Here is a 25,343-nt window from a genome sequence, read left to right on the forward strand (position 1 = left end):
ATGGCACCCATGCTGCCGGCAGTCCACCCCCAGCGATCGCGGCAACGGGCGGAGTTCGAAGTGCCCGCCCAGCGCTCCTCGGTGTGCGTGGCCCGACATCTGCTCGTGGAGTGGCTGCACCGCTGGCACTGCCCACAGAACGTGGTCGACACGGCACAGCTGGTCGTGTCCGAGTTCGTCACCAACGCCGTGGTCCACACCGTCAGCGACAGGATCGCCTGCCTCCTCCAGCACGGTGACCGGCGGCTGCGCATAGAGGTGCGCGACCAGGGCACCGGCGCATCCGGGCTCGCGGCCCGCTCGGCGGGCCCGGACGCGACCAGCGGGCGCGGTCTCCAGCTCGTCGACGCCCTCGCGGACTCCTGGGGGGACATACCCGCGGCCCAGGCGCGGGGACGCGTCGTGTGGGCGGAGCTGAGGCTGGACGAGGTGTGACGGACCCCTCCGCCTCCGCCTCGCACCGCCCCTCCATCGCCACCGCACCACCCGCCACCGCGGCCGCCGCCACCCGGCGTTACCGCCCGTAGCACGCCGTCGCCGGGCCTCGCGCCGCACGCCGCCGCGCCTCACTCGGCGGTGGGCACGTCCGGAGGCGTGCCGTGCCAGACCGTGGTGACGTTGCAGAACTCGCGGATGCCGTGCCCCGACAGCTCCCGGCCGTAGCCCGAGCGCTTGGTCCCGCCGAAGGGCATCGCCGGGTGCGAGGCGGTCATGCCGTTGAAGTAGACGCCGCCCGCCCGCAGGTCGCGCACACAGCGGTCCTGCTCCTCCCGGTCGCGGATCCAGACGTTGGAGCTCAGGCCGAAGGGGGTGTCGTTGGCCACCTCGATCGCCTCGTCCAGGTCCGCCGCCCGGTAGAGGGTCGCCACCGGGCCGAAGGTCTCCTCGCGGTGGACGCGCATCCCGGGCGTGACGTCCGCGAGGACGGTTGGCTCGTAGAACCAGCCGGCCGGGTGGGCGGCGGGCCGCCGTCCGCCGCACAGCACGGTGGCGCCGCGCTCGCGGGCGTCCTCGACCAGCTCCTCCAGGTCGGCCCGGCCCCTCTCACTGGCCAGCGGCCCGACCTGGGTGGACTCGTCCATCGGATCGCCCACCTTCAGGGCCTTCATGCCGTCCACGAACAGCCGGGTGAACTCCTCGTACACCTCCCGGTGCACGATGAAGCGCTTGGCCGCGATGCAGGACTGGCCGTTGTTCTGGGTCCGCGCGGTCACCGCGACCTCGGCCGCCTTCGCCACGTCCGCCGAGGGCAGGACGAGGTAGGGGTCGCTGCCGCCCAGCTCCAGAACCGTCTTCTTGATCTCGTCGCCGGCGACCGCGGCCACCGAGCGCCCGGCGGGTTCGCTGCCGGTGAGCGTCGCGGCGGCCACCCGGTCGTCGCGCAGGACGCCCTCCACCGCGCCGGAGCCGATCAGCAGGGTCTGGAAACAGCCTTGCGGGTAGCCGGCGCGGCGGAAGAGGTCCTCCAGGTACAACGCGGTCCGCGGCACGTTCGAGGCGTGCTTGAGCAGGCCGGTGTTGCCCGCCATCAGTGCGGGGGCCGCGAAGCGGATCACCTGCCACAGCGGGAAGTTCCACGGCATCACCGCCAGGACCGGGCCCAGCGGGCGGTAGCGCACGTACGCGGTGCTGCCGCCGCTGTCCTCGACGTCCGCCGGGGAGGGGTGCTCGTCGGCCAGCAGTTCCCCGGCGTGCTCGGCGTACCAGCGCATCGCCTTCACGCACTTGGCGGCCTCGGCGCGGGCCGCGGTGACGGGCTTGCCCATCTCGGTGGTCAGGGTGCGGGCGATGTCGTCCCGCTCCTTCTCCAGCAGGTCGGCCGCCCGGTGCAGCAGTTCGGCGCGTTCGGCGAAACCGGTGGTGCGGTACTCCTCGAAGGCGGCGCGGGCGCGCTCCAGCCGCTCCTCGATCTCCTCCGCGCCCAGGGGCTCGAAGGTCTGCAGGATCTCGCCGGTGGCCGGGTTGGTGGTCGAGATGGGCATGGGTCCCTCCCGGAGTGGTGGGGACGGTGCCGGCCGCCGGCCGGTACGGCCGGCGGCTGCCCGCGCTCCCGCTCGTCCTCGCTCGCTTCCGTTCGCGGGGCGCGTACCCGCCCGCGGCGGTCTCATTCGGCGGCCGGCACGCCCCGGCGGGAGGACGGGCGCGGTTCGGGGGCGTGCCGCACCGAAGGGCCATGGGCCGGCCGTCACCGCCGCGGGCCGGTCAGCGCTGGGCGAGCTTCAGCCGCACCTCCACCTCCTGGTCGCCCGAGATCCGGGGCTCGGCCGTCACGTCGTAGAAGCCCGCGAGGGCGTCCTGGACCTGCCGTACCGCGTCGGGGCCGCCGCTGAGGTCCGCCTCGACCGGCTCCCCGAGTTCCAGGGTGCACTCCACCTCGCCGTGCGTGCGGACGTCGACCGTGCCCACCCAGAACTTGCGCTGCTCGCCGTCCGTCCCGGTCCCGCCCCCGCCGTTGCCCAGTTCGGGCGACTCGGGGAACGCCGACCTCAGGACGGCGAAGACGGCCGCCGCGTCCGAAGCGGTGCAGTGGGGCAGCTCGATCTCGACGAGGCACGCCCCTTCCTTGGTCTGTCCGGTCTGTTCAGTGCTCATAGCCCCACCTGTACCCCGGTGCGGGCGATGGTCACAGCCCGTTCCGGCACACGGCCGGTCCGCGGGTGCCTTCGCCGCCGGCGCCGACCGGGGCCCGGCGGGCCTCTCCGCGGGTCCGGCCCCCGCCGCCGTGAGCGCCGCCCACCCGGCGGCCGGTACCTGCTCCGCCCGGCGCGGCATCACGGCGGATCCCCTCGCACAACGGTGGAGATCACGGTCGTGGGGATCAACTCCCCGCCGCGCGAAGGATCTCCGCCTCCTTCCCGGGTGCCAGCCCGACCCTGGGGCGGTCGGGACGAAGGGGCGGCTCACCGCCCAGGCCGCACAGCCAGGCCCAGGTGTCGGCCACGGTCCGCTCCACGGGACGGCAGCGCAGTCCCGCCGCGACGGCCCGGGACACGTCGCCTCGGTGCATGGCGTCGTGGAGCTCGCCCGGCGGAGTCCACACCGGCAGGTCCGTCCACGGCCCGACCCCCGCCGCGAGGATCCGCTCCGGGTCGGTCCACCGCAGCACGGCGCCGGAACCGGTGGTCCGCACACAGCTCTCCAGCAACTCCCCCATGGTGGCGTGGCCGGGTGGGCTCACCAGGTTGTACGGGCCGCCCAGTCCGCGCTCGGCGGCGTCCAGCGTCCAGACCGCGAGATCACGCGCGTCCACGTACTGCAGGGGCAGGTCGCGGGGGCCGGGCGCCAGGACCTCGCCGCCCCGGGCGATGCGCAGCAGCCACCACGGCAGCCGGCCGATGTTCTCGTACGGGCCCAGGATCAGTCCCGCCCGCACCAGCAGACCCCGGTCGCCGAAGGCCGCCTCGACGGCCATCTCCCCTCCCCGTTTGGCCCTGGCGTAGTCGGCGCCGTCGCCGTCGCCGGGTGAGGCGTCGACGAGCGGGCCCGTCTCGTCCAGGCCGGCCGGGGAGGGGTAGGCGTACACCGAACGGCTGGAGACATAGGCGTAGTGCCCCGCCCGTGGCGCCAGCACGGCTGCGGCGTCGCGGACGGCGGCGGGCGCCCCGGCCCAGGTGTCGACCACGATGTCCCAGCCGCCGGCCGCCTCCTCAAGGGCGGCGAGCCCGCCGTCGGCCGTGCGATCGCCCCGCAGCGCGGCGGCGCCGGGCGGCGGGGCGTGGCGCCCCCGGTTGAAGACCGTCACCTCCCAGCCGCGCGCCAGCGCCTCCTCCGCGGCCGCCCGGCCGACGAACTCCGTTCCGCCCAGCACCAGAAGTCTCATGGGCCGAGCGTGCCCGCCGGCGCGGCCGGGCGGAACGGCTTCACGCCCGTGGCGTAATCGCCGGGAGCCGAACCGGACCGGGCCGGGCCCTTGTGGGGCCCGGCCCGGTCCGGCTGGGGTGTCGCGGTGTCACCTCACGCGCCCGTAGCGCACGCTCTTGGTCCAGATCCTCTCCTTGCGGACGGTCTTGCCCGGCTTCGGGGAGTGCCAGATCCGTCCCTCGCCGGCGTAGATGCCGACGTGGTAGACACTGCCGCCCGAGTGGAAGAAGACCAGGTCGCCCTTCTTGCGCGACTTGGCGGAGACCTTCTTCGAGCGGTTGTACTGGGCCGCCGCGGTGCGCGGCAGCTTCTTGCCCGCCTTCTTGTACGAGTACTGGGTGAGTCCCGAGCAGTCGAACCGGTTGGGGCCGGCGGCGCCGTAGCTGTAGGGCGCGCCCTTCTTGGAGGCCGCGACCTTGAGCGCCTTGCTCGCGGGGGTGGCCGCCTCGGCCTCGGGTGCGGCGGACGGGATGAGCACCGTTCCCGCCAGGGTGGCGGCGGTGACGGCGGCGGTGATGCCCGCCCGGGACAGCGGACCCGGTATGCGTGCGTGCGCAGACATGAGTGAACCCTTCGTCATACGCCTGCGAAAGATGACCTGTCGGGTTCGGGCTGGCGAAGTTGCCCGGCCACGCACTGCGTGGCTTCACCCCAAGGGCCGCGTCGTGCGCGGCCCGCCTTGCTCGGGTCTCCCGCTCCTGCCGTCTCGTCATGGTCCGTTTCTCACCCGGGCGGCGGCAGGATTGGGCGTCCGTCCGGGCGGCCCCGCCCTTCAGCGGGGACTTGCGGTCTCCTACGGATAGTGCGTCAGAAAAGCTCCCGATAGGTCGATCGAAGGCGTTTTGTGAACATGCTCACTGCCGGCCCGCCGATAGAGGCGCCCGTCCCGGAGGCTGACCGGTCGGCGTTTGAAGGTGCCTGCCGAAAACGGGCGTTGGGCCCTTCCGGAGGTGCGCCGACGGTCCGGCGGCCGGTTCGCGGGCCGGTTCGGCGTGCCGTCCGGATCAGCCCGAATGGCTGCGGTCGTGTCGGGTGAACGCGGCGGGTCGCGAGGCGGCCCGAAGGCCGGGCGGGGGCTGCGGACCGCCGCGGACGGGGCGTCAGATGCGCCAGGAGCGGATGCGGTCGGCGGCGGCGAAGACGTCCGCCGTGCCGGAGAGGATCTCCCGGGCCAGGTCCACCAGGGCGCCGTAGGGGGCGTCGATGCCCTCGCCGGAGGCGTGCATGTATGCGACGGCGGTGGCGCAGGCGAACCGCGCGTTCCCGGCGGGCAGGGGCCTGAGCAGCACCAGCGTGTGCAGCAGGGCCGCGGCGCGCCAGGCCGGGTCCGGATCGGTCCCCAGCCGCGGCGGGTCGACCCGGTGGCGGGCGACGGCCGCGACGAGGGCGGAGAAGTCGGAGATCGCCGGCTGGTCCGGGAGGACCTCCTCGTGCCGCTGCAGCAGCCAGGGCACGTCTATGTGGACGACGGGTGTCACGGCTCGGCCCGGCCCCCGCTTCAGGCGGCCCGGCCCGGGGCTCCCCCACGGGGCTCGTCGTCGGGGAACGCGTCGGCGAACGCCTGCTCGGCGGCGGGGTCGGAGAAGAAGCGGCGGAAGACCTCGGCGGCCTCCTTCAGAGCCCGGTGGCGCGCGATGTCGGCGGCGGTGGCCTCACGCACCAGCGCCTTCATCGTCATCCCGCGCTCCCGGGCGATCTCCCGCAGGTCCTGGAGCTCCTGGTCGCTGAAGTCCACGTTCAGAGCCGACATGCCCCAACGGTACTGCGCCGGTACCGGTGCGGCAATCACCGCAGGCCGAAGCGGTGGCCGTCCGGTACCCGCCGGGCAGGCCGACCGTGGGGCCGGCGGCCCGCCGGGCGGGGCGGGAGGTCAGCGGACGTGCACGCCAGAGACGGTGCGGGCGATGACCAGGCGCTGGATCTCGCTGGTGCCCTCGAAGATCGAGTAGATGGCGGCGTCCCGGTGCATGCGCTCCACCGGGTACTCCCGGGTGAAGCCGTTGCCGCCGAGGATCTGCATCGCCTGGGCCGTGACGCTCTTGGCGGTCTCGCCGGCGAACAGCTTGGACATCGACCCCTCGGCGCCCTCGAAGGGCCTGCCCGCCGCCGCCATCCACGAGGCCCGCCACACCAGCAGCCGGGCGGCGTCGATGCGGGTGCGCATGTCGGCGAGCTGGAAGGCGATGCCCTGGTTGTCGATGATCGGACGGCCGAACTGCACACGGGTCTTGGCGTAGTCCAGGGCGACCTCGTAGGCGGCGCGGGCGATGCCGACGGCCTGGGCGCCCACGGCGGGGCGGGAGGCCTCGAAGGTGGCCATCGCGGCGTTCTTCACTCGCTCGCCGCCCTTCTTCGCCTCCTTCGCCCGCTCACGGGCGCGGGCGAGGCGCTCGTCGAGCTTGTCCTTGCCGCCCAGCAGGCAGTGGCCGGGCACGCGGACGTCCTCGAGCACCACCTCGGCGGTGTGGGAGGCGCGGATGCCGTGCTTCTTGAACTTCTGCCCCTGGGACAGGCCGGGGGTGTTCGGCGGGATCACGAAGGAGGCGTGCCCCCTGGAGCCGAGTTCGGGGTCGACGACGGCGACGACGACGTGGACGTTGGCGATGCCGCCGTTGGTGGCCCAGGTCTTGGTGCCGTTGAGCACCCACTCGTCCTTGGCCTCGTCGTAGACCGCGCGGGTGCGCATGGCCGAGACGTCCGATCCGGCGTCCGGCTCGGAGGAGCAGAAGGCGGCGACCTTCACGTCGTTCGCGTCGCCGTACATCTGGGGGATCCAGGTGCCGATCTGCTCCTCGGTCCCGTTGGCGAGCACGCCGACGGCGGCCAGCGCGGTGCCGACGATCGACAGGCCGATGCCCGCGTCGCCCCAGAACAGCTCCTCCATGACCATGGGGATGCTCAGGCCGGTGGGGTCGAAGTACTGCTGGGCGTAGAAGTCGAGCGAGTACAGGCCGATCTTGGCCGCCTCCTGGATGATGGGCCAGGGCGTCTCCTCGCGCTCGTCCCACTCCGCGGCGGCGGGGCGCATGACGTCGGCCGCGAAGCCGTGGATCCATTCCCGTACGGCCTTCTGGTCGTCGTTGAGGTCGAGTGCGAACTCCGCCATGGAAGCCCCTCCATCCGTTGTTACTAGCGGTAACGTGAATATGTTACCGGCCAGTGCGATGTCAACCTCCCACCGTCGGCACCCTCCCCCGCGCCCCGCGGGTGTTACGTTGCGCTCAGGCGGCAGCGAGGTGTCACAGCGGGTCGGGGAGGCCGAGGGACATGGAGACCACACATCGGGAGGACCAGCGCAGCGCCACCGAGCGCCGGCGCCGGGAACTCCTGGAGGCCGCCGAGCGCGTGGTGCTGCGCGACGGCCCGGGCGCCTCGATGAACGCCATCGCCGCCGAGGCCGGCATCACCAAGCCCATCCTCTACCGGCACTTCGGCGACAAGGGCGGGCTCTACCGCGCCCTGGCGGTGCGGCACACCGACGCCCTGGTGGACGCGCTGCGGGCCGCCCTGGACGCCCCCACCGACCGGCGCGAGCGCGTGGAGGCCGCGCTCGACACGTATCTGGCCGCCATCGAGGCCAGGCCCCAGGTCTACCGCTTCCTGATGCACCCGGCCGAGGAGCCCGGAGGCGAGCGCGGCTTCGACGTCGGCCAGTACTCGGCCCCGCTGCTGCGCAGGCTCGGCGAGGAACTGGCCACGGTGATCGCCGAACGCGTCGACCTCGGCGCCGACCGCGAGGAGCGGGCCCGGGTGTGGGGGCACGGAATCGTCGGCATGATGCACGCGGCGGGCGACTGGTGGCTGGGCGAGAAGCCCTGCCCGCGGGAACGGCTGGTGCGGCACCTGGCCGACCTGCTGTGGGGAGGCCTGGCCACGGCGGAGGACCTGGCCGGCGGCCCGGGCCTGTGAGCACCGCACCGCGGGCGTGCCCGCCGCGGCGCCCGCGGGGCGGCCCGGACTACGGAGCCCGGCGCACCGCGCGCAGCGCCCGGCGGCGGCGCAGCCCCGTGAGGCGGTCGGTGTACACGGTCCCGTCGAGGTGGTCGCACTCGTGCTGAAGGCAGCGGGCGAAGAAGCCGGTCCCCTCGATCCGCACCGGCGCCCCCGTCCTGTCGTACCCCTCCACCACGGCGCGGTCGTGGCGCTCCACCGCGGCTTCCGCACCGGGCAGGGACAGACAGCTCTCCGGGCCGCGTACGATGACGCCGCCGGTCTCCACCAGACGCGGGTTGACCACATGACCCAGGTGGCGGCGGTCCTCGTCGTCGGGGCAGTCGTAGACGAACACCCGCGAGGGGACGCCGATCTGGTTGGCCGCCAGGCCCACACCGCGGGCGGCGTACATCGACGCGAACAGGTCCTCCACCAGGCGGTCCAGCTCCGCGTCGAAGGACACCGCCTCCGCACAGCGCGTGCGCAGGGCCGGGTCGGCCGACATCCGCAGGGGATGGACGGAACCGGAACTTCCGGGAATGGCGCCGCGGTGCATGGGTGTCACCCTACGCCGTGTTGATCATCCAGGGGTGGCGCGGTTCGGGGCCGGGAGCGGACCTCGGTAGGCTGATCCCCGACCCAGGGGCAAGGAGGGACAAGGACGATGGCAGGCAACACGGAGCCGCTGCCGCCGCGGGCCAAACTGGCCGTGACGGCGGGCAAGGCAGCCGCGGCGGTGTCACGGGCCGCGGGCCGTGGCAGCGGGTCGGTGATCGGCGGACGGGTGGCGCTCAAACTCGACCCCGACCTGCTGGCCAAGCTCGCCCAGAACCTGGACGTCGTCCTGGTGTCGGCGACCAACGGCAAGACCACGACGACCCGGCTGATCGCCGAGGCCCTGCGGGCCGCCGGTCCGGTCGTCTCCAACGCGCTGGGCGCCAACATGCCCGCGGGCATCACCGCGGCGCTCGCCGGGAGCGGCGACGCGCGCTACGGCGTCATCGAGGTGGACGAGAAGTACCTCGCCGCGGTCGCCCGCGACGTGACTCCCAAGGCGATCGCCCTGCTCAACCTCTCCCGCGACCAGCTCGACCGCGCCGCCGAGACCCGGATGCTCGCCGAGCGCTGGCGCGAGGGCCTGTCCGGTTCCAAGGCCGTGATCGTGGCGAACGCCGACGATCCGCTGGTGGTGTGGGCCGCCTCCTCCTCCCCCAACGTGGTGTGGGTGGCCGCGGGCCAGGAGTGGAAGGACGACGCCTGGTCCTGCCCGGCCTGCGGCGGCGTGATGCAGCGCCCCGGGGACGACTGGTTCTGCGGCGAGTGCGGCTTCCGCCGCCCCACTCCGAGCTGGGCCCTGTCGGGCGACCACGTGCTGGACCCGCACGGGTCGGCCTGGCCGATCCACCTCCAGCTCCCCGGTCGGGCCAACAAGGCCAACGCCACCACCTCCGCGGCCGTCGCCGCCGCCTTCGGGGTGCCGCCCCAGACGGCGCTGGAGCGGATGTACTCGGTGACCGCGGTGGCCGGCCGCTACGACGTGGTGTCCTTCCAGGGCCGTGAGATCCGGCTGCTGCTGGCGAAGAACCCGGCCGGCTGGCTGGAGACCTTCTCCCTGATCGACGGCCCGCCGGCGCCCGTGATCCTGTCGGTCAACGCGCGCGGCGCGGACGGCACCGACACCTCCTGGCTGTGGGACGTGGACTACTCGCGGCTGGCCGGGCACCCCATCTGCGTGATCGGCGACCGCAAGCTGGACCTGGCGGTCCGGCTGGAGGTCGCGGGGGTCGACTTCCAGGTCTGCGAGAACGCCGCCGAGGCGGTACGGCAGTGCCCGCCCGGCCGGATCGAGGCGATCGCCAACTACACCGCCTTCCAGGACCTGCGCCGCATCGTCGGCAACTGATCCCGGGCCCTTCGGACCACGGCCGGAGCGAGACGGCCGAAGACGCCAGAGATGCCAGAGACGCCGAAGACACGGCGAGGATGCGAGCGAGCATGAGTGAGAGCGGCCTGCGCGTGGTGTGGGTCTACCCGGACCTGCTGAGCACCTACGGCGACCAGGGCAACGTACTGGTGGTGGAGCGGCGTGCGCGGCAGCGCAGGCTGGGCGTGCAGCGGATCGACGTCCGCTCCGACCAGCCGATCCCCACCTCCGGGGACATCTACCTGGTCGGCGGCGGCGAGGACCGGCCGCAGCGGCTGGCGGCCGAGCGGCTGCGCCGCGACGGCGGGCTGAACCGGGCCGTGGACAACGGCGCCATCGTCTTCTCGGTGTGCGCCGGCTACCAGATCCTGGGGCACGAGTTCATCAACGACCTCGGGCAGCGCGAGCCGGGCCTGGGCCTGCTGGACGTCACCAGCACCCGCGGCGAGGGCGAGCGGTGCGTCGGCGACGTGCTGGCCGACATGGACGAGCGGCTGGGCCTGCCGCAGCTGACGGGCTTCGAGAACCACCAGGGCATCACGCACCTGGGCCCGACCGCGCGGCCGCTGGCCCGGGTGCGGCTGGGCCGGGGCAACGGGACCGGCGACGGCACCGAGGGCGCCTGGAACGACACCGTCTTCGGCACCTACATGCACGGTCCGGTGCTGGCCAGGAACCCGCAGATCGCGGACCTGCTGCTCAAGCTGGCGCTGGACGTGAACGCGCTGCCGCCGGTGGACGACCGGTGGTACGAGGCGCTGCGCGCCGAGCGGATCGCGGCGGCCACCCAGCCCGCCTGACGGCTCCGCCCGGGCGCCCGCCGCCCCCGTACGGCACCCGTTCGGGCCAGGTCAGGACCGCCCCCGGCCGGAACCCCGGCCGGGGGCGGTCCTACTCTGGTCCGAGCGGATCGGCACGAATCGGGAGAGCTGCGGATGGACCACGACGGACACGGCACGATGGCGGATCTGCCGCCGTTCACTCTCGGACGCGGCCTGGAGTTCTCCCCCGAGCCGTTCTTCCTGGTGAGCTGCCTGCTGGCGCTGGTGCTCTACGGCTGGGGCGTTCTGCGGCTGCGGCAGCGCGGCGACACCTGGCGGACCAGCCGCACGGTCTCCTTCGCGCTGGGCGTGCTGACGGTCGCTCTGGTGATGTGCACCAAGCTCAACGACTACGGCATGGTGCTGTTCAGCGTGCACATGGTGCAGCACATGGTGATCAGCATGCTGTCGCCGATCCTGGTGCTGCTGGGCGCCCCCGTGACGCTGGCGCTCCGCGCGCTCCCGACCGCCGGACGCGGTCGCAGGGGGCCGCGCGAGATCCTGGTGGCGGTGCTGCACAGCCGTTACATGCGGGTGGTCACGCACCCGGGGTTCACCATCCCGATGTTCATCGCGAGCCTGTACGCGCTGTACTTCACGCCGCTGTTCGACTTCCTGATGGAGTCGAAGGCCGGGCACATCGGGATGATGGTGCACTTCCTGGCGGTCGGGCTGGTCTTCTTCTGGCCGATCATGGGCGTGGACCCGGGGCCGCACCGCCCCGGCTATGTGATGCGGATGCTGGAGCTGTTCGCGGGCATGCCCTTCCACGCCTTCTTCGGCATCGCGCTGATGATGGCCGGCGAGCCGATGGTCCAGGCGTACGCGAACCCGCCCGCCTCGCTCGGGGTCACCGCGCTGGCCGACCAGAACGCCGCGGGCGGCATCGCCTGGGCGTTCAGCGAGATTCCCACTGTCATCGTGCTGATTGCACTCGTCTTCCAGTGGTACTTCTCCGAACAGCGGCAGGCTCGGCGCGACGACCGGGCCGCTGACCGCAACGGCGACCAGGACCTGACCGCGTACAACGCCTACCTGGCGTCGTTGCAGGCCCGCGGCCAGTAGTGCGCCGGGCCGAGGCCGGACAGGACGGGGCCCGGGCCGTGGCCGTGTGACGGCCGCGGCGGCCGGCGGCCCCGCTCCGACCGACTCGGGAGGAAGGTGTGAGCGATGCCGGAGACGGCGAAGGCCATGACCATCACCACGGTGGCCGCCCTGGTGCTGGTGACCGCCTACTCGGTGGCACTGGGCGGCAGCGGCTGGCTGTGGTTCGCGTGGGTGGTGCTGGGACTGGTGACCCTGGGCGTGGCGACGACGTCGCGGGGGCGGTGAGCCGCTCCGCGAACGGGCTCTCAGCCCGTCCGGAAGGGGGTGCGGGTCCCGGCCCGGACGGCGTCCGGGCCGGGACCCGCACCCCCTTCCGGATTCACCGGTTCACGGGCTCACCGGCTCGTGGGCTCAGAAGTCGAACACCGCCCCGGTCTGCCTGAGGAGGTCGCAGGCGTTGGGGAACTCCGACCGCCAGTGGATCCGGCTCCCCCGCCAGATGCCCGTGGCCTCGGCCACCACGGGCCTGTGCTCGTTGGTGCAGTCGCGCCGGCGGTCGGAGAGCTGGCGCAGTTCGCCCCCGGAGCGGTCGATGTCGCGGCAGGCCTCGGCAGCGCGGGGGTGGGGGCCGCCACCGCCGTCCGGGCAGACCAGCATCACGCCCCGCGTCCAGGTGTCCCCGGCGTCGGAGACGGTCAGGAAGACCTCGCCGCGGGCCGGCTCGGATCCGGGGGCCTCGGCGAGGGCGGCGGACGCCGGAGCCAGGAGCGCGGCGACGGCAGCGGCGGTGACGGCCGCGGCGACGGTGGTGCGGGGGCGCGGGAACATGCGGGCCTCCAGGGGGCTGGGCACGATTGCGCGCCCAAGACCACCGTGGCGGAGCATTCCGGGCAAGGAACCTCGCCCGGCCCCTCACCCGGCCGGCGGAAGCCGCTCCCCCGGCCGGGGCCCGCGGCCCCGCCATCCGGTCTCCCGCGCCCGGGCCGCTCCCCGGCACGGACGACATCCCCGCATGTACGCGGGTCTAGGATGCATACATGTCGAAGGTACTGAATAAACTTCCAGTCGGTGAGCGCATCGGCATCGCGTTCTCAGGAGGTTTGGACACCTCTGTGGCGGTGGCGTGGATGCGCGAGCGCGGCGCCGTCCCCTATGCCTATACGGCCGACGTCGGCCAGTACGACGAGCCCGATCTGGCCGACGTGCCGGAGCGGGGTCTGGCGTACGGCGCGGAGCGGGCGCGGCTGGTCGACTGCCGCGACGCCCTGGTCGAGGAGGGCCTGGCCGCCCTGGCCTGCGGTGCCTTCCACATCCGCTCGGCCGCGCAGACCTACTTCAACACCACCCCGCTCGGCCGTGCGGTGGTGGGCACCCTCCTGGTGCGGGCGATGCGCGAGGACGACGTCTTCATCTGGGGGGACGGATCCACCTACAAGGGCAACGACATCGAGCGGTTCTACCGCTACGGTCTGCTCGCCAACCCCGGCCTGCGGATCTACAAGCCCTGGCTCGACCGGGCGTTCGTGGCCGAGCTCGGCGGACGCCACGAGATGTCCGCCTGGCTGTCGCAGCGGGACCTGCCCTACCGCGACTCGGCCGAGAAGGCGTACTCGACGGACGCGAACATCTGGGGCGCCACGCACGAGGCCAAGCGCCTGGAGTACCTCGACACCTCGATGGAGATCGTGGCCCCGATCATGGGCGTCCGCTTCTGGGACCCCGAGGTCGACATCCCCGCCGAGGACGTCACCGTGGAGTTCGAGCACGGCCGCCCCGTGCGGATCAACGGGCGCGCGTTCCCCAGCGCGGTCGAACTGGTGCGGGAGGCCAACCTCATCGGCGGCCGGCACGGTCTGGGGATGTCCGACCAGATCGAGAACCGCATCATCGAGGCCAAGAGCCGCGGCGTCTACGAGGCCCCCGGCATGGCACTGCTGCACGTGGCCTACGAGCGGCTGCTCAACGCCATCCACAACGAGGACACCGTGGCCATGTACCACGTGGAGGGGCGCCGGCTCGGGCGGCTGCTCTACGAGGGCCGCTGGTTCGACCCGCAGGCGCTCATGCTCCGCGAGAGCCTCCAGCGCTGGGTCGGCCGCCCGGTCACCGGCAGCGTCACGGTGCGGCTCCGCCGCGGCCAGGACTACTCCGTCCTCGACACCCAGGGGCCGCACCTCAGCTACCACCCCGAGAAGCTGTCCATGGAGCGCAGCCACGACCCGGCGTTCGTCCCGGACGACCGCATCGGACAGCTGACCATGCGCAACCTCGACATCGCCGACTCGCGGAGCAAGCTGGAGCAGTACGCCGCCCACGGCCAGCTCGCGGCGTGGGGCGGGCTCATCGGCGAGCTGCCCCCGGGCGGCGCCGAGGCCATCTCGGCGGGCAGCCACGAGGGAGGGGAGACACCGGTGGACTCCGACGCGCTCGACCACGCGGCGATCGAGTCGGGTACGGACTGAGGGCCGGCCGCGGCCGCCCGGGCGCGAGGGCCCCGGCGGGCGTTCCGCCCGCGGGTGGCGGCCGTCCGCCCGGGCTTCGCCGTCCCCGTCCCGGGCCGCAACCGGGCGGCCCGGGGAGCGGGTTGGCGGGAGCGGGCCGTCGCGGGAGCCGTCGCCCGGCGGGCACGGGCACGGTGCCGGAAGGGGCCGGAGATGGTCGCACACCGCGGCGCCCGCGCATAGACTGAACCCTCTCCGATCGTCTGCCCGGCCGCTTCCCGGCCGCTCCTCGGCCGGGGGGAGAAGCAGTTCGCAGGCCCGTCCGGTGCGGTAGGGAGCCACCCCGTGTTCTACTACGTGCTCAAGTACGTCCTGCTGGGCCCGCTGCTGCGACTGCTGTTCAGGCCCCGGATCGAGGGGCTGGAGAACGTCCCGGACGAGGGCGCGGCGATCATCGCCGGAAACCACCTGTCGTTCTCCGACCACTTCCTGATGCCCGCCATCCTGCGCCGGCGCATCACCTTCCTCGCCAAGGCGGAGTACTTCACGGGACCGGGTCTGAAGGGCAGGCTGACCGCCGCGTTCTTCCGCAGCGTGGGGCAGATCCCGGTCGACCGCTCGGGCCGCGGCGCCGGGCAGGCCGCGGTCGAGGAGGGGCTGCGGGTACTGCGCCGGGGGGAGCTGCTCGGCATCTACCCCGAGGGCACCCGGTCGCACGACGGGCGGCTGTACCGGGGACGGGTCGGCGTCGCGTCCATGGCCCTCAGGGCGAGGGTGCCGGTGGTCCCGTGCGCCATGGTGGGCACCTTCGAACTCCAGCCGCCGGGCAGGGTGCTGCCGAAGATCGGACGGGTGACCATCCGCTTCGGCGAACCGCTGGACTTCTCGCGCTTCGCGGACCAGCACGGCGAGCGCACGGTGCTGCGCGCGGTCACCGACGAGATCATGTACACCATCATGAACCTCTCCGGCCAGGAGTACGTGGACCTGTACGCGCCCGACGCCAAGGCCGCGCAGGCGAAGGCGCGCAGGAGCGGTGACGACGCGGACCCGGCCCCGGGGAACGCCGCTCCTTAGGACCGGTACCGCCGGGAGCGGCCGCCCGGCGCGGCGGACCGGCAGGGCGGCCTGCGCCCGGCCTGCCGCGCGCTCTCACACGTCCCTTCGAGCTCTCCGCGCGCCCTCTACACGCCCCGGTGCCCCGGCCTCCGGTCCCCGGCGGGCGGGGCGGGGTGGTGCGCCGCGATACCGAAGCGGCCCCGTTCGCCCGGAGCGGACGGCACTTCGCGCACGGCCGAGACCGTACTGATCACCCCGTCCCGCCCACCGGCGTCCTGCTCCTCCAGTCGTTCCAGGTCAGCGGCGGCCACCAGGGCCACCAGCGGCTTCCCGTGGCGCGTCACCACCACCCGTTCGCCGCCGTACACCACGCGATTGATCAGGTCGGCGAGTTCCGCACGGGCTTGCGTCACCGGAATTTCGTAGGCCATGCTCCCAGCATAACCGGGTGTACGTCCTGTACATTTTGTACATCGTCTGTGTGCAGGGCGCCTCGCCGAGCCCACGGAGGGATCCCACCGCCATGTACCGATCCGCCGCCCCGTCACCCGCCCGTCCCGGCCGGCCGGCCGCCCGCTACGTGCTGCCGGAGTTCACCGAGCGCACCGGCGACGGCGTCCGGACGCTGGACCCGTACTCCAAGCTGCTCCAGGAGCGCATCGTCTTCCTCGGCACCCCGATCGACGACACCTGCGCCAACGACGTCATGGCACAGCTGGTCCACCTCGAACACGCCGCACCCGAGCGGGACATCTCGCTCTACATCAACTCCCCCGGCGGATCCTTCACCGCGATGACCGCGATCTACGACACGATGCGGTTCGTCTCCTGCGACATCGAGACCGTCTGCCTGGGGCAGGCCGCCTCCGCGGCGGCCGTGCTGCTCGCGGCGGGCACCCCTGGCAAGCGCCTGGCCCTGCCCGGGGCGCGCGTCATGATCCACCAGCCCTCCCTCCCCGAGCCCGTCCGGGGGCAGGCCCGGGACCTGGAGATCCGGGCCGGGGAGATGCTGCGCACCCGGGAGAGGCTGGAGGGGATGCTGGCCGAGCACACCGGGCAGCCACTGGAGCGCGTCCGGCGGGACATCGAGCGGGACACCTTCCTCGACGCCGAGGGTGCGGTGGCCTACGGGCTCGTGGACCGGCTGACGGCCGGCCGCAAGAGGCCCGGCGCCGTGCGCGCGCCGAGGTGAGCGGGCAGGCGGGCCGGATGCCTCCAGAACCCCCGCCCCTGCCCGCCCTGACCCGCGCCGAGGGCGAGCTGGTCGACCGTTACCTGGAGGTGGTCGACCTGCTGGGCAGGATCAATCCCGCGCGCGGGCGGGACACCTACGGGGCCCTGCGTGCCGCCCAGGCGCTCGCCGGCCGGGCGGCGGCGCTGCGGGACGCGCTGACGGTGATGCACGAGCGCGGTGAGACGGAGCTCCACGCCCGCACCCTGGCACGGGCGCTGCGCGTGCTGGACGGGCGGCGGCGCGCGGGCCTGGTCGGGCTCCCGCCGGAGCCCGGGAGCTGAGAGGCCGGCCGTACGGGCCCGGGCCCGTACGGCCGGAGCCGTACCGGGTCGGCGGCGAGTGACGCGCCCCCGGGCGGCAACACCGGAGCACATGACCGACCGCCACGAAACGCCCCTGGAACGCGCCGACCGCAACTTCGTCGAGCTGCTGCAGGAACTGAGGATCATCCAGACGGGCGTCCAGATCCTCTTCGCCTTCCTCCTCACCCTCGCCTTCACCCAGCGCTTCACCGGCCTCGACACGGTGCAGCGCGGCACCTACGTCACCACGCTGCTGCTGGCGGTGACCGCCTCCATCCTCTTCACGGCGCCCGCGGCACTGCACCGGGCGCTGTTCCGGCGCGGGGTCAAGCGGCTGATCGTCGACGTGTCCTCACGGCTGGCCGGAGCCGGGCTGGTCGTCCTCGCCCTGGCGCTGACCGGGTCCGTGCTGCTCGTGGTGGACGTGGTGCTGGGAAGGGCCGCGGGGATCGCGGTGGCGGCGTGCGTGCTGGCGTTCTGCGCGGCGGTGTGGGCGCTGCTGCCCTTCGGGCTGCGCCGCAGGGCCGCGGGGAGGCGGAGCCGTACGGCGGACCCGCCCCCGGGGCGGCCGGCGGACACCGGGTGAGCCGCCGGCCGCGCGGGCGGTCAGGCTTGCGGCCGTACGGGCGGCGCGGTGCGCGTGACGGTGGCCGCGGCCGCGTCCAGCTCGGCCTCCGTCAGGTCGGCGCGGGCGGTCAGCCGCAGCCGGGAGATCCCGTCGGGCACCGACGGCGGCCGGAAGCAGCCGGCGGCCAGCCCGGCGCCGCGGCAGTCGGCGGCCCAGCGCACGGCCGCCTCCGGAGAGGGCGCGCGCACCGACACCACGGCGGCGTCCGGGCGGGTCGCGTCCAGACCGGCACCCGCCAGCCGCTCGTACAGTCCCGTCGCGGCCTCGCGGACGCGGGCGGCGCGGCCGGGTTCGGCCCGCAGCAGCCGCAGCGCGGCAAGTGCCGCGCCGGCGGCAGCCGGGGCGAGGCCGGTGTCGAAGACGAAGGTGCGGGCGGTGTTGACCAGGTGGTCGATCACCCGGGCCGGTCCGAGGACCGCGCCGCCCTGGCTGCCGAGCGCTTTCGACAGCGTGGCGGTGGCCACCACGTCCGGGTCCCCGGCCAGGCCCGCGGCGTGGAGGGCGCCCCGGCCGCCGTCGCCCAGGACGCCCAGGCCGTGCGCGTCGTCCACCAGCAGCGCGGCCCCGTGCCCGCGGCAGACGGCGGCCAGTTCGGCCAGCGGCGCGGCGTCGCCGTCGACGGAGAAGACGGCGTCGGTGACGGCCACGGCGCGGCCGGCGAAGCCGTCGAGCGCCTTGCCCACGGCGCCGGGGTCGGAGTGCGGGACGACGGCGGTCTCCGCCCGGGACAGCCGGCAACCGTCGATCAGGGAGGCGTGGTTGGCCGCGTCGGAGACCACCAGCGTGCCGCGGTCGGTCAGGGCGGTGACCGCGGCGAGGTTGGCCGCGTAGCCGGAGGAGAACACCAGGGCCGCCTCGAAGCCGCAGAAGTCGGCGAGTTCCGCCTCCAGTTCGGCGTGCAGCTCGGTGGTGCCGGTGACCAGGCGGGAGCCGGTGGCGCCCGCGCCCCAGCGGCGGGCGGCGGACGAGGCGGCGGCGACGACCTCCGGGTGCCGGGCCAGGCCCAGGTAGTCGTTGCCGGCGAGGTCGAGCAGGGGGGAGCCGGCGGGCCTGGGGCGCAGGGAACGCACCAGGCCCGCGCGGCGGCGCAGTTCGGCGTGCTCGTCGATCCAGTCGAACGGGTCCGGGGTGCTGCGGTGCTCCTGCGGCATGGCGGGCCGTCCCTCGCCTTCTGTCGGTTCCGCCCAAAGGTAGCGGCGGACGGACCCGCACAGGGTGTGGCGATACACACACCTTCCATCCGCCTGGTTGTGGGGGTTCGTCCTTGGCCGCGGGCGGGCGCGTAGGCGAGGATCAGCGCCATGGACCTGCTGAAGACGCTGGTGGACAAGGGGCTGCGGCGCGAGCTGCCCACGCGTGAGGAGGCGCTGGCCGTACTGGCCACCTCCGACGACGAACTCCTCGATGTGGTGGCCGCGGCCGGTAAGGTGCGGCGCCAGTGGTTCGGCCGGCGGGTGAAGCTCAACTACCTGGTCAACCTGAAGTCCGGGCTGTGCCCGGAGGACTGCTCGTACTGCTCGCAGCGGCTGGGGTCGAAGGCCGACATCCTCAAGTACACCTGGCTGAAGCCGGAGGAGGCCGCCGCGGCGGCCGGCGCGGGCGTGGCCGGGGGCGCCAAGCGCGTGTGCCTGGTGGCCAGCGGGCGCGGGCCCACCGACCGGGACGTGGACCGGGTCTCGAAGACCATCGCCGCCATCAAGGAGCAGAACGAGGGCGTGGAGGTGTGCGCCTGCCTGGGCCTGCTCTCCGGCGGCCAGGCCGAACGGCTGCGCGAGGCGGGCGCGGACGCCTACAACCACAACCTCAACACCTCCGAGGCGACCTACGGGGAGATCACCACCACCCACACCTACGCCGACCGCGTGGAGACGGTCCACCAGGCGCAGGCGGCCGGACTGTCGGCCTGCTCGGGGCTGATCGCGGGCATGGGCGAGACGGACGCGGACCTGGTGGACGTGGTCTTCTCGCTGCGCGAACTGGACCCGGACTCGGTGCCGGTGAACTTCCTCATCCCCTTCGAGGGGACCCCGCTGGCCAAGGAGTGGAACCTCACGCCGCAGCGCTGCCTGCGCATCCTGGCGATGGTCCGCTTCGTCTGCCCCGATGTGGAGGTCCGGCTGGCCGGCGGGCGCGAGGTGCACCTGCGGTCCATGCAGCCGCTGGCCCTGCACCTTGCCAACTCCATCTTCCTGGGCGACTACCTCACCAGCGAGGGCCAGGCGGGCAGGGCCGACCTGGAGATGATCGCCGACGCCGGTTTCGAGGTGGAGGGCGCCGGGGAGCGGACCCTGCCGGAGCACCGGGCGGACGTGCTCGCCGCGTCCGGCGGAGGCTGCGGCGGGCACGGCGGCGCGGAAGCCGGCGGGGGCTGCGGTCCGTGCGGCGGCGGTGACGCGGACGGCACGGACACGGCGGGCGAGCCCGTCTCGGAGGCGGCCGGGGAGTCGGAGGCCGCCGGGGCTCCCGGACGGGCCCGCACCGATCTGGTGGCGGTACGGCGGCGGGGCGCGGGCACGGAGCTGCCGCCCAATGCCTGACGCCGACGTCCCTCTCCCCCTCTCCCCCTCTCCCTCCCACTCCCCCTCCCTCCCCCCTTCCCCGGGTCTCTCGCCCGAGGAGCTGACCGAGCTCGACCGCCGCCACGTCTGGCACCCCTACGGCCCGATGCCCGGCCGCTCCGAGCCGCTGGTCGTCTCCTCCGCCTCCGGGGTCCGGCTGCGGCTGGCGCGCCCGGCCTGGGGCAGCGTGGAACTGGTCGACGGGATGTCGTCGTGGTGGTCGGCGATCCACGGCTACAACCACCCGGTGCTCAACGACGCGGCGCGCGCCCAGCTGGAGCGGATGAGCCATGTGATGTTCGGCGGGCTCACGCACGAGCCCGCCGTACGTCTGGCCCGACGGCTGGTGGACATCACCCCGGACGGGCTGGAGCACGTCTTCCTCGCCGACTCCGGTTCGGTGTCGGTCGAGGTCGCCGTCAAGATGTGCCTGCAGTACTGGCGTTCGCTGGGACGGCCGGGCAAGCGGCGGCTGCTGACCTGGCGCGGCGGCTACCACGGGGACACCTGGCAGCCGATGTCGGTGTGCGACCCCGAGGGCGGCATGCACCACCTGTGGTCCGGGACACTGCCCGAGCAGGTCTTCGCGGACGCTCCGCCGGACGGCTTCGACTCCGGTCCCGACCCGGCCTACGAGGCGCACCTGAGGGAACTGGTCGCCTCCCGCGCCGAGGAGCTGGCCGCGGTGATCGTGGAGCCCGTGGTGCAGGGCGCGGGCGGGATGCGCTTCCACTCCCCCGCCTATCTGCGGGTGCTGCGCGAGGCGTGCGACGAGCACGGCGTGCTGCTGGTGTTCGACGAGATCGCCACCGGCTTCGGCCGCACCGGCTCCCTGTTCGCGGCCGGCCACGCGGGGGTGGTCCCCGATGTGATGTGCGTGGGCAAGGCGCTGACCGGCGGTTATCTGACGATGGCCGCGACCTTGTGCACGACGCGGGTGGCGGAGGGCATCTCGCGCGGCGAGGTGCCGGTGCTGGCCCACGGACCCACCTTCATGGGCAATCCCCTGGCGGCGGCGGTGGCGGGGGCCTCCCTGGACCTGCTGCTCGCCCAGGACTGGGCGGGCGAGGTGAAGCGGATCGAGGCCGGGCTGCGCGACGGGCTCGCCGGGGCCGCCGCGCTGCCGGGGGTGCGGGACGTGCGCGTGCTGGGAGCGATCGGGGTGGTCCAGCTCGACCACGAGGTGGACATGGCGGCGGCCACCGAGGCCGCGGTGCGCGCGGGCGTGTGGCTGCGGCCGTTCCGCGACCTGGTGTACACCATGCCTCCCTACGTCACCGGTGACGAGGACGTGGCGCGGATCGCGGAGGCGGTGTGCGCGGCGGCGCGCGCGGGCTGAGAAGGCGGGGCGGGAAGCGGGCCGGGGAGGTCCCGGTGCCCGGAGGAGCGAGGAGAGGCGCGAAGATGTCGGTGCTGATCGTCACCGGGACGGGCACGGAGGTGGGCAAGACCGTGACCACGGCGGCGCTGGCCGCCGCGGCGGTGGCCGCGGGCCGCTCCGTGGCCGTGCTCAAACCCGCGCAGACCGGGGTGGCCGAGGGCGAGCCGGGGGACGCGGCGGAGGTGCGGCGGCTGGCGGGCGCGGAGGTGACCGCCGTGGAACTCGCCCGCTACCCCGAGCCGCTGGCCCCCGAGACGGCGGCGCGCCGTGCCGGTCTGCCCCGGGTGCGTCCCGAGGCGGTGGCGGAGACGGCGCGGGCGCTGGAGGAGGAGCACGACCTGGTGCTGGTCGAGGGCGCGGGCGGGCTGCTGGTGCGCTTCGACGACCGGGGATCGACCCTCGCCGACGCCGCGCGGCTGCTGGGCGCCCCGGTGCTGGTGGTCGCCGCGGCCGGGCTGGGCACCCTGAACGCGACGGCGCTGACGGCCGAGGCGCTGCGCTCCCGGGGCCTGGAGTGCGCCGGTGTGGTGGTCGGCAGCTGGCCGCGCGAGCCGGACCTCGCGGCCCGCTGCAATCTGGCGGACCTCCCGGTGGCGGCGGGCGCCCCGCTGGCGGGGCTGCTGCCGCAGGGGGCGGGCTCGCTGGAGCCCCCGGTCTTCCGCGGGCGGGCGGCGGGCTGGCTCTCCCCGCGGCTCGGCGGCTCCTGGGAGGGTGAGGTACGGCCGGCGGGGAGAGAATGGGAGGGCGCACCCAGGTGACCGCCCTTTCCGGAGGATTCCCATGGCTGCCCGCCGCAGGTCCGCGCCCGAGGCCGTGCACCACCCCGTCTTCGCGCGCTACTACGCCCGCTTCGCCCCGGCGGTGGACGAGCGGGCCGGGATCGGCGCGCACCGCACCGAGCTGCTGGCCCCGCTGTCCGGCCGGGTGGTCGAGGTCGGGGCGGGCAGCGGCCTGAACTTCGGCCGCTACCCGGCCGCCGTGCGCGAAGTGGTGGCGGTGGAGCCGGAGCCCCTGCTGCGGCGGGCCGCGCGGGACGCCGCGGCGCGCGCCGCGGTCCCCGTCTCCGTGGTCCCCGGCGTCGCGGAGGAGCTCCCACTGGACAGCGGGTCGTTCGACGCGGCCGTGGTGTCGCTGGTGCTGTGCTCGGTACGGGACCCCGGCCGCGCCCTGGCCGAGATCCGGCGGGTACTGCGGCCGGGCGGCCGGCTGTGCTTCTACGAGCACGTCCGGGCCGGCGGCACCGCCATGGCGCTCACCCAGCGGACGCTGGACCGCACGGTGTGGCCGCATCTGTTCGGCGGCTGCCACACCGCGCGGGACACCGTGGCCGCGATCGGGGCGGCCGGCTTCACCGAGGTGTCACTGCGGCGGCTGCGGGTTCCGGAGGGAGGCGTGCCGACGCCGGTCTCGGCACACGTCCTGGGCAGTGCGCGGCGGCCTTGACACCCCCGGGCGCCGCCGGGCGGGCGGCGCCCGGGGGTGTCGTGGCGTTTCCCGCCGCCGCCCCGTGGATGGATGGCCCCGCACCGGGTACGGCCCTATCAGTCCCGGCTCCCGCGAGGGAGCCGTCCGTCCGAGCCGGGAGGTGCGGTGTCCACTGACGCGGAGAAGACCGGCGAGGCGCCGGAGGCCGGGCGGCCCGCCGCCCGGGCCCGCGCGCTGACCAAGACGTACGGCAGCGGCGAGACGGCCGTGGTGGCGCTCGACTCGGTGGACGTCGACATCGCCGGGAGCCGGTTCACCGCGGTGATGGGCCCGTCCGGCTCGGGGAAGTCGACGCTGATGTACTGCCTGGCCGGACTGGACACCGTCACCGAGGGGAGGGTGTGGATCGGCGGCACCGAGATCACCGGGCTGGGGGACGCGGAGCTGACACGGCTGCGGCGGGACGAGATCGGCTTCGTGTTCCAGTCCTTCAACCTGCTGCCCACCCTGACGGCGCTGGAGAACATCACGCTGCCCATGGACATCGGGGGCCGCAGGCCGGATCGGCGATGGCTGGACACGGTGATCGACACGCTCCGGCTGCGGGACCGCCTCGACCACCGGCCCACCCAGCTCTCCGGCGGCCAGCAGCAGCGGGTGGCCTGCGCCCGCGCGCTGGCCTCCCGCCCGAGGCTGGTCTTCGCCGACGAGCCGACCGGCAACCTCGACTCGCGCTCCGGGCTGGAACTGCTGGACTTCCTGCGCCGGGCGGTGGACGACCTGGGGCAGACGGTGGTGATGGTGACCCACGACCCGGGCGCCGCGGCCCACGCCGACCAGGTGCTCTTCCTGGCCGACGGGCGGATCGTCGACGAGATGCCGAGCCCCACCGCCGAGGCGGTCCTGGAGCGGATGAAGCGGTTCGACCCCGTGCGGCAGTACTGACCCGCCCTTCCCCGCCGTCTCCGGTGAGCCGTCGGGAGACCGCGGGGACACTTCGGGACGCTGCCGTCCACCCCCGAACGCGTCCCCGGCCGCGCCCGCCCCGGAGAACGAGCCAGTCCCGGATCCCGGAACCGTGAGGAGAGCCGTGTGACACGACCGTTCCGCTTCGGCGTCAGCCTGGTCGCCCTCGGCTCCCGCGACGCCTGGCGCGCCAAGTGCCGCCGCGCCGAGGAGCTGGGGTACGACGTGCTGCTCGTGCCCGACCATCTCGGCGCTCCCGCCCCGTTCCCGGCGCTGGTCGCCGCGGCCGGGGCGACCCGGCGGCCCCGCGTGGGCACCTTCGTGCTCAACGCGGGCTTCTGGAACCCCGCCCTGCTGGCCCGCGAGGTCGCCACCTGCGACCGGCTGACGGGCGGACGGCTGGAACTCGGGCTGGGCACCGGGTACGTGCGCTCCGAGCACGAACGGGCCGGGCTGCCGTGGGGATCGCCGGGCGAACGGGTGGACCACCTGGAGCGCACCGTCGCCGAGCTGGACCGCCTGCTGTCCGACCCCGAGCACGTCCCCTCGCCCCGGCAGCGGCCCCGTCCGCCGCTGCTGATCGGCGGCAACGGCGACCGGGTGCTGCGCCTGGCCGCCCGCCGCGCCGACATCGCCGCCTTCACCGGAGCCCGGCAGGCCCCCGGCGCCCCCGAAGGCGTCATCCACCTGATCAGTCCGGACGAGCTGGAGGAGCGGACGGCCGCCTACCGCCGCTTCGCCGCCGGCCGGGACGAGCCCGCCGAGCCGAACCACCTCGTACAGCGGGTGGTCGTCACCGACGACCGGCGCGCGGTGGCCCGCGAGCTGGTCCCGTACGCCCTGGGCGCGACGGAGGAGGAGCTCCTGGAGCACCCGGCCCTGCTCACCGGCAGCGTGGGGCAGATCGCCGAGCAGGTGCGCGCTCACCGCGACCGGTACGGCTTCAGCTACATCTGCGTGCTCGACCCGTTCATGGAGGCCTTCGGGCCGGTGATCGAGGAGTTGCGGGGCAGCTGACGCCCCCTGGTGACCACATGCCGAAACACCGCACGTCCGGTGCCCGGCCGGTGCTGGGATACCGCCATGGACGATCTTGTGAACGGCCCCGGCCTCCGGATTCGGGCGGCCCTCGCCGCGGACATCGACTCCGTGCTGGCCTTCTGGGCGGAGGCCGCGGAGGGTACGAGCATCAGCGACGACCGCGCGGGCGTGGCGCGGCTGATCGAACGGGACCCGCAGGCGCTGCTGCTGGCGGTGCCCGGCGGGGACCCGGCGGCCCCGGCGGACCGGGAAGCCCCGGCGGCCGGGCCGGTGATCGGCTCGGTGATAGCGGGCTTCGACGGCTGGCGCTGCCACCTGTACCGGCTCGCGGTCCATCCAGCGCACCGCCGCCGCGGTGTGGCCTCGGCCCTGCTGGCGGCGGCCGAGGCTCGGTTCGCCGCGCTGGGCGGGCGGCGGGGCGACGCCATGGTGCTCGACCGCAACGCCTCCGCCCACCATGCCTGGCGTGCCGCGGGGTACGCGCCGCAGCCGCAGTGGAGCCGCTGGGTGAAACCGCTGGACTGACGGGTGCGGCCCGGCGGACCGGCGGCTCCGGGGAGCGTACGGCCGCTCGCATACGATGGACAGCCCATCGCGCGTTCGCGCCGTGTGCCGCGGTTCCCGCGTCCACGGCGCGCGTGCCCGACAGACATCCCAGAGAAAGGTGTGTGAGCGTCCGCCCATGGGCGAGCCTCCCAGTAGTCCCGGCAGCAGAACCGGCA

Annotated in this window: 29 protein-coding genes and 1 riboswitch; of the genes, 18 read left to right on the top strand and 11 right to left on the bottom strand. The window is 74.2% G+C overall.

Features of this window, described 5'->3' with window-relative positions; translation table 11 throughout:
- Nucleotides 1-9: 9 nt before the first annotated feature.
- Nucleotides 10-435, top strand: a complete 426-nt coding sequence (locus QPK52_RS01265; RefSeq protein WP_410534983.1) for an ATP-binding protein — start codon at nucleotides 10-12, stop codon at nucleotides 433-435.
- A gap of 131 nt (nucleotides 436-566) precedes the next feature.
- Here QPK52_RS01265 and QPK52_RS01270 read toward each other — a convergent pair whose 3' ends face one another.
- The 7 genes from QPK52_RS01270 to QPK52_RS01300 all read right to left on the bottom strand — a co-directional run bounded on the left by QPK52_RS01270 (nucleotide 567) and on the right by QPK52_RS01300 (nucleotide 6,967).
- Entirely contained in the window at nucleotides 567-1,982 is a 1,416-nt protein-coding gene (locus QPK52_RS01270; RefSeq protein WP_410534984.1) for an NADP-dependent succinic semialdehyde dehydrogenase, read from the bottom strand.
- A gap of 220 nt (nucleotides 1,983-2,202) precedes the next feature.
- The gene (locus QPK52_RS01275; protein ID WP_410534985.1) at nucleotides 2,203-2,592 is read right to left on the bottom strand and encodes a hypothetical protein; all 390 of its coding nucleotides are present in this window, start codon (nucleotides 2,590-2,592) and stop codon (nucleotides 2,203-2,205) included.
- 226 nt (nucleotides 2,593-2,818) lie between these two features.
- Nucleotides 2,819-3,820: an NAD-dependent epimerase/dehydratase family protein gene (locus QPK52_RS01280; RefSeq protein ID WP_410534986.1), complete on the bottom strand. Its 1,002-nt coding sequence runs from the start codon at nucleotides 3,818-3,820 to the stop codon at nucleotides 2,819-2,821.
- Nucleotides 3,821-3,949: 129 nt separating this feature from the next.
- On the bottom strand, nucleotides 3,950-4,423 hold the full coding sequence (locus QPK52_RS01285) for a C40 family peptidase (protein ID WP_410534987.1): 474 nt from the start codon (nucleotides 4,421-4,423) through the stop codon (nucleotides 3,950-3,952).
- Nucleotides 4,424-4,426: 3 nt separating this feature from the next.
- Nucleotides 4,427-4,583, bottom strand: a riboswitch (cyclic di-AMP (ydaO/yuaA leader).
- A gap of 378 nt (nucleotides 4,584-4,961) precedes the next feature.
- The gene (locus QPK52_RS01290) at nucleotides 4,962-5,339 is read right to left on the bottom strand and encodes a toxin Doc (protein ID WP_410534988.1); all 378 of its coding nucleotides are present in this window, start codon (nucleotides 5,337-5,339) and stop codon (nucleotides 4,962-4,964) included.
- 20 nt (nucleotides 5,340-5,359) lie between these two features.
- Nucleotides 5,360-5,611 carry a hypothetical protein gene (locus QPK52_RS01295; RefSeq protein WP_093658300.1) on the bottom strand — a complete coding sequence of 84 codons (252 nt, stop codon included), beginning with the start codon at nucleotides 5,609-5,611 and terminating at the stop codon, nucleotides 5,360-5,362.
- A gap of 120 nt (nucleotides 5,612-5,731) precedes the next feature.
- Nucleotides 5,732-6,967, bottom strand: coding sequence for an acyl-CoA dehydrogenase family protein (locus QPK52_RS01300; RefSeq protein ID WP_410534989.1), 1,236 nt, complete (start codon nucleotides 6,965-6,967; stop codon nucleotides 5,732-5,734).
- A 161-nt stretch (nucleotides 6,968-7,128) separates the two neighbouring features.
- Between QPK52_RS01300 and QPK52_RS01305 the strand changes: the two genes are divergently transcribed.
- Complete coding sequence (locus tag QPK52_RS01305; protein ID WP_410534990.1) at nucleotides 7,129-7,770, top strand: TetR family transcriptional regulator; 642 nt, start codon at nucleotides 7,129-7,131, stop codon at nucleotides 7,768-7,770.
- 49 nt (nucleotides 7,771-7,819) lie between these two features.
- Here QPK52_RS01305 and def read toward each other — a convergent pair whose 3' ends face one another.
- Nucleotides 7,820-8,350: a peptide deformylase gene (gene def / locus QPK52_RS01310; protein ID WP_410534991.1), complete on the bottom strand. Its 531-nt coding sequence runs from the start codon at nucleotides 8,348-8,350 to the stop codon at nucleotides 7,820-7,822.
- Between the two features lie 108 nt (nucleotides 8,351-8,458).
- On the opposite strand from def, the gene QPK52_RS01315 reads away from it, so the two are divergent.
- The 4 genes from QPK52_RS01315 (at nucleotide 8,459) to QPK52_RS01330 (ending at nucleotide 11,871) form a co-directional block, all read left to right on the top strand.
- Entirely contained in the window at nucleotides 8,459-9,697 is a 1,239-nt protein-coding gene (locus QPK52_RS01315) for a MurT ligase domain-containing protein (RefSeq protein WP_093658308.1), read from the top strand.
- A 92-nt stretch (nucleotides 9,698-9,789) separates the two neighbouring features.
- Nucleotides 9,790-10,518, top strand: coding sequence for a type 1 glutamine amidotransferase (locus QPK52_RS01320; protein ID WP_093658310.1), 729 nt, complete (start codon nucleotides 9,790-9,792; stop codon nucleotides 10,516-10,518).
- Nucleotides 10,519-10,653: 135 nt separating this feature from the next.
- Nucleotides 10,654-11,604 carry a cytochrome c oxidase assembly protein gene (locus QPK52_RS01325; RefSeq protein ID WP_410534992.1) on the top strand — a complete coding sequence of 317 codons (951 nt, stop codon included), beginning with the start codon at nucleotides 10,654-10,656 and terminating at the stop codon, nucleotides 11,602-11,604.
- Between the two features lie 105 nt (nucleotides 11,605-11,709).
- Nucleotides 11,710-11,871: a hypothetical protein gene (locus QPK52_RS01330; protein ID WP_177213965.1), complete on the top strand. Its 162-nt coding sequence runs from the start codon at nucleotides 11,710-11,712 to the stop codon at nucleotides 11,869-11,871.
- A 126-nt stretch (nucleotides 11,872-11,997) separates the two neighbouring features.
- Here QPK52_RS01330 and QPK52_RS01335 read toward each other — a convergent pair whose 3' ends face one another.
- The gene (locus QPK52_RS01335; RefSeq protein WP_410534993.1) at nucleotides 11,998-12,414 is read right to left on the bottom strand and encodes an SSI family serine proteinase inhibitor; all 417 of its coding nucleotides are present in this window, start codon (nucleotides 12,412-12,414) and stop codon (nucleotides 11,998-12,000) included.
- Nucleotides 12,415-12,623: 209 nt separating this feature from the next.
- Here QPK52_RS01335 and argG point away from each other — a divergent pair, with 209 nt between their 5' ends.
- Together argG and QPK52_RS01345 are read left to right on the top strand one after the other, a co-directional pair.
- Nucleotides 12,624-14,048, top strand: a complete 1,425-nt coding sequence (gene argG, locus QPK52_RS01340) for an argininosuccinate synthase (RefSeq protein ID WP_410534995.1) — start codon at nucleotides 12,624-12,626, stop codon at nucleotides 14,046-14,048.
- Nucleotides 14,049-14,372: 324 nt separating this feature from the next.
- The gene (locus QPK52_RS01345) at nucleotides 14,373-15,104 is read left to right on the top strand and encodes a lysophospholipid acyltransferase family protein (RefSeq protein WP_410534996.1); all 732 of its coding nucleotides are present in this window, start codon (nucleotides 14,373-14,375) and stop codon (nucleotides 15,102-15,104) included.
- 107 nt (nucleotides 15,105-15,211) lie between these two features.
- Here QPK52_RS01345 and QPK52_RS01350 read toward each other — a convergent pair whose 3' ends face one another.
- Nucleotides 15,212-15,517, bottom strand: coding sequence for a type II toxin-antitoxin system Phd/YefM family antitoxin (locus tag QPK52_RS01350; RefSeq protein ID WP_410534998.1), 306 nt, complete (start codon nucleotides 15,515-15,517; stop codon nucleotides 15,212-15,214).
- A 92-nt stretch (nucleotides 15,518-15,609) separates the two neighbouring features.
- On the opposite strand from QPK52_RS01350, the gene QPK52_RS01355 reads away from it, so the two are divergent.
- From QPK52_RS01355 to QPK52_RS01365, 3 genes are all read left to right on the top strand, one after another.
- The gene (locus tag QPK52_RS01355; protein ID WP_410535000.1) at nucleotides 15,610-16,278 is read left to right on the top strand and encodes an ATP-dependent Clp protease proteolytic subunit; all 669 of its coding nucleotides are present in this window, start codon (nucleotides 15,610-15,612) and stop codon (nucleotides 16,276-16,278) included.
- A 17-nt stretch (nucleotides 16,279-16,295) separates the two neighbouring features.
- Nucleotides 16,296-16,601 (top strand): hypothetical protein, encoded by a 306-nt coding sequence (locus tag QPK52_RS01360; protein ID WP_410535002.1) that lies wholly within the window; start codon nucleotides 16,296-16,298, stop codon nucleotides 16,599-16,601.
- A 91-nt stretch (nucleotides 16,602-16,692) separates the two neighbouring features.
- Nucleotides 16,693-17,208: a DUF6328 family protein gene (locus QPK52_RS01365; protein ID WP_410535004.1), complete on the top strand. Its 516-nt coding sequence runs from the start codon at nucleotides 16,693-16,695 to the stop codon at nucleotides 17,206-17,208.
- A 20-nt stretch (nucleotides 17,209-17,228) separates the two neighbouring features.
- On the opposite strand, the gene QPK52_RS01370 is transcribed toward QPK52_RS01365, so the two are convergent.
- Nucleotides 17,229-18,401, bottom strand: a complete 1,173-nt coding sequence (locus tag QPK52_RS01370) for an 8-amino-7-oxononanoate synthase (protein WP_410535006.1) — start codon at nucleotides 18,399-18,401, stop codon at nucleotides 17,229-17,231.
- 150 nt (nucleotides 18,402-18,551) lie between these two features.
- Here QPK52_RS01370 and bioB point away from each other — a divergent pair, with 150 nt between their 5' ends.
- The 7 genes from bioB to QPK52_RS01405 all read left to right on the top strand — a co-directional run bounded on the left by bioB (nucleotide 18,552) and on the right by QPK52_RS01405 (nucleotide 25,146).
- Entirely contained in the window at nucleotides 18,552-19,787 is a 1,236-nt protein-coding gene (gene bioB, locus QPK52_RS01375; protein WP_410535008.1) for a biotin synthase BioB, read from the top strand.
- A complete protein-coding gene (locus tag QPK52_RS01380; protein WP_410535009.1) occupies nucleotides 19,780-21,147 on the top strand; it encodes an adenosylmethionine--8-amino-7-oxononanoate transaminase in 1,368 nt (455 codons plus the stop codon). Before bioB ends, QPK52_RS01380 begins: the two co-directional genes overlap by 8 nt.
- A gap of 35 nt (nucleotides 21,148-21,182) precedes the next feature.
- Nucleotides 21,183-21,947, top strand: a complete 765-nt coding sequence (gene bioD / locus QPK52_RS01385; RefSeq protein WP_410535011.1) for a dethiobiotin synthase — start codon at nucleotides 21,183-21,185, stop codon at nucleotides 21,945-21,947.
- A gap of 22 nt (nucleotides 21,948-21,969) precedes the next feature.
- Nucleotides 21,970-22,632 (top strand): class I SAM-dependent methyltransferase, encoded by a 663-nt coding sequence (locus QPK52_RS01390; protein ID WP_410535013.1) that lies wholly within the window; start codon nucleotides 21,970-21,972, stop codon nucleotides 22,630-22,632.
- A gap of 147 nt (nucleotides 22,633-22,779) precedes the next feature.
- Nucleotides 22,780-23,559 (top strand): ABC transporter ATP-binding protein, encoded by a 780-nt coding sequence (locus tag QPK52_RS01395; RefSeq protein ID WP_410535014.1) that lies wholly within the window; start codon nucleotides 22,780-22,782, stop codon nucleotides 23,557-23,559.
- Nucleotides 23,560-23,706: 147 nt separating this feature from the next.
- Nucleotides 23,707-24,597 (top strand): LLM class F420-dependent oxidoreductase, encoded by an 891-nt coding sequence (locus QPK52_RS01400; RefSeq protein ID WP_410535016.1) that lies wholly within the window; start codon nucleotides 23,707-23,709, stop codon nucleotides 24,595-24,597.
- Nucleotides 24,598-24,663: 66 nt separating this feature from the next.
- Nucleotides 24,664-25,146: a GNAT family N-acetyltransferase gene (locus tag QPK52_RS01405; RefSeq protein WP_410535018.1), complete on the top strand. Its 483-nt coding sequence runs from the start codon at nucleotides 24,664-24,666 to the stop codon at nucleotides 25,144-25,146.
- Nucleotides 25,147-25,343: the final 197 nt, after the last annotated feature.

The organism is Streptomyces sp. KL2 (assembly GCF_046529545.1).
Lineage (GTDB): Bacteria > Actinomycetota > Actinomycetes > Streptomycetales > Streptomycetaceae > Streptomyces > Streptomyces radiopugnans.

Bases quoted from the DNA above. Each gene is read 5' to 3' on its own strand.
- QPK52_RS01370 (WP_410535006.1), bottom strand. From the start codon at position 18,401: ATGCCGCAGGAGCACCGCAGCACCCCGGACCCGTTCGACTGGATCGAC.
- QPK52_RS01295 (WP_093658300.1), bottom strand. From the start codon at position 5,611: ATGTCGGCTCTGAACGTGGACTTCAGCGACCAGGAGCTCCAGGACCTG.
- QPK52_RS01305 (WP_410534990.1), top strand. From the start codon at position 7,129: ATGGAGACCACACATCGGGAGGACCAGCGCAGCGCCACCGAGCGCCGG.
- QPK52_RS01315 (WP_093658308.1), top strand. From the start codon at position 8,459: ATGGCAGGCAACACGGAGCCGCTGCCGCCGCGGGCCAAACTGGCCGTG.
- QPK52_RS01275 (WP_410534985.1), bottom strand. From the start codon at position 2,592: ATGAGCACTGAACAGACCGGACAGACCAAGGAAGGGGCGTGCCTCGTC.
- bioB (WP_410535008.1), top strand. From the start codon at position 18,552: ATGGACCTGCTGAAGACGCTGGTGGACAAGGGGCTGCGGCGCGAGCTG.
- QPK52_RS01365 (WP_410535004.1), top strand. From the start codon at position 16,693: ATGACCGACCGCCACGAAACGCCCCTGGAACGCGCCGACCGCAACTTC.
- QPK52_RS01330 (WP_177213965.1), top strand. From the start codon at position 11,710: ATGCCGGAGACGGCGAAGGCCATGACCATCACCACGGTGGCCGCCCTG.
- argG (WP_410534995.1), top strand. From the start codon at position 12,624: ATGTCGAAGGTACTGAATAAACTTCCAGTCGGTGAGCGCATCGGCATC.
- QPK52_RS01350 (WP_410534998.1), bottom strand. From the start codon at position 15,517: ATGGCCTACGAAATTCCGGTGACGCAAGCCCGTGCGGAACTCGCCGAC.
- QPK52_RS01355 (WP_410535000.1), top strand. From the start codon at position 15,610: ATGTACCGATCCGCCGCCCCGTCACCCGCCCGTCCCGGCCGGCCGGCC.
- QPK52_RS01390 (WP_410535013.1), top strand. From the start codon at position 21,970: ATGGCTGCCCGCCGCAGGTCCGCGCCCGAGGCCGTGCACCACCCCGTC.
- QPK52_RS01285 (WP_410534987.1), bottom strand. From the start codon at position 4,423: ATGTCTGCGCACGCACGCATACCGGGTCCGCTGTCCCGGGCGGGCATC.
- QPK52_RS01270 (WP_410534984.1), bottom strand. From the start codon at position 1,982: ATGCCCATCTCGACCACCAACCCGGCCACCGGCGAGATCCTGCAGACC.
- QPK52_RS01325 (WP_410534992.1), top strand. From the start codon at position 10,654: ATGGACCACGACGGACACGGCACGATGGCGGATCTGCCGCCGTTCACT.
- QPK52_RS01360 (WP_410535002.1), top strand. From the start codon at position 16,296: ATGCCTCCAGAACCCCCGCCCCTGCCCGCCCTGACCCGCGCCGAGGGC.
- QPK52_RS01335 (WP_410534993.1), bottom strand. From the start codon at position 12,414: ATGTTCCCGCGCCCCCGCACCACCGTCGCCGCGGCCGTCACCGCCGCT.
- QPK52_RS01265 (WP_410534983.1), top strand. From the start codon at position 10: ATGCTGCCGGCAGTCCACCCCCAGCGATCGCGGCAACGGGCGGAGTTC.
- QPK52_RS01320 (WP_093658310.1), top strand. From the start codon at position 9,790: ATGAGTGAGAGCGGCCTGCGCGTGGTGTGGGTCTACCCGGACCTGCTG.
- QPK52_RS01300 (WP_410534989.1), bottom strand. From the start codon at position 6,967: ATGGCGGAGTTCGCACTCGACCTCAACGACGACCAGAAGGCCGTACGG.
- def (WP_410534991.1), bottom strand. From the start codon at position 8,350: ATGCACCGCGGCGCCATTCCCGGAAGTTCCGGTTCCGTCCATCCCCTG.
- QPK52_RS01380 (WP_410535009.1), top strand. From the start codon at position 19,780: ATGCCTGACGCCGACGTCCCTCTCCCCCTCTCCCCCTCTCCCTCCCAC.
- QPK52_RS01280 (WP_410534986.1), bottom strand. From the start codon at position 3,820: ATGAGACTTCTGGTGCTGGGCGGAACGGAGTTCGTCGGCCGGGCGGCC.
- QPK52_RS01405 (WP_410535018.1), top strand. From the start codon at position 24,664: ATGGACGATCTTGTGAACGGCCCCGGCCTCCGGATTCGGGCGGCCCTC.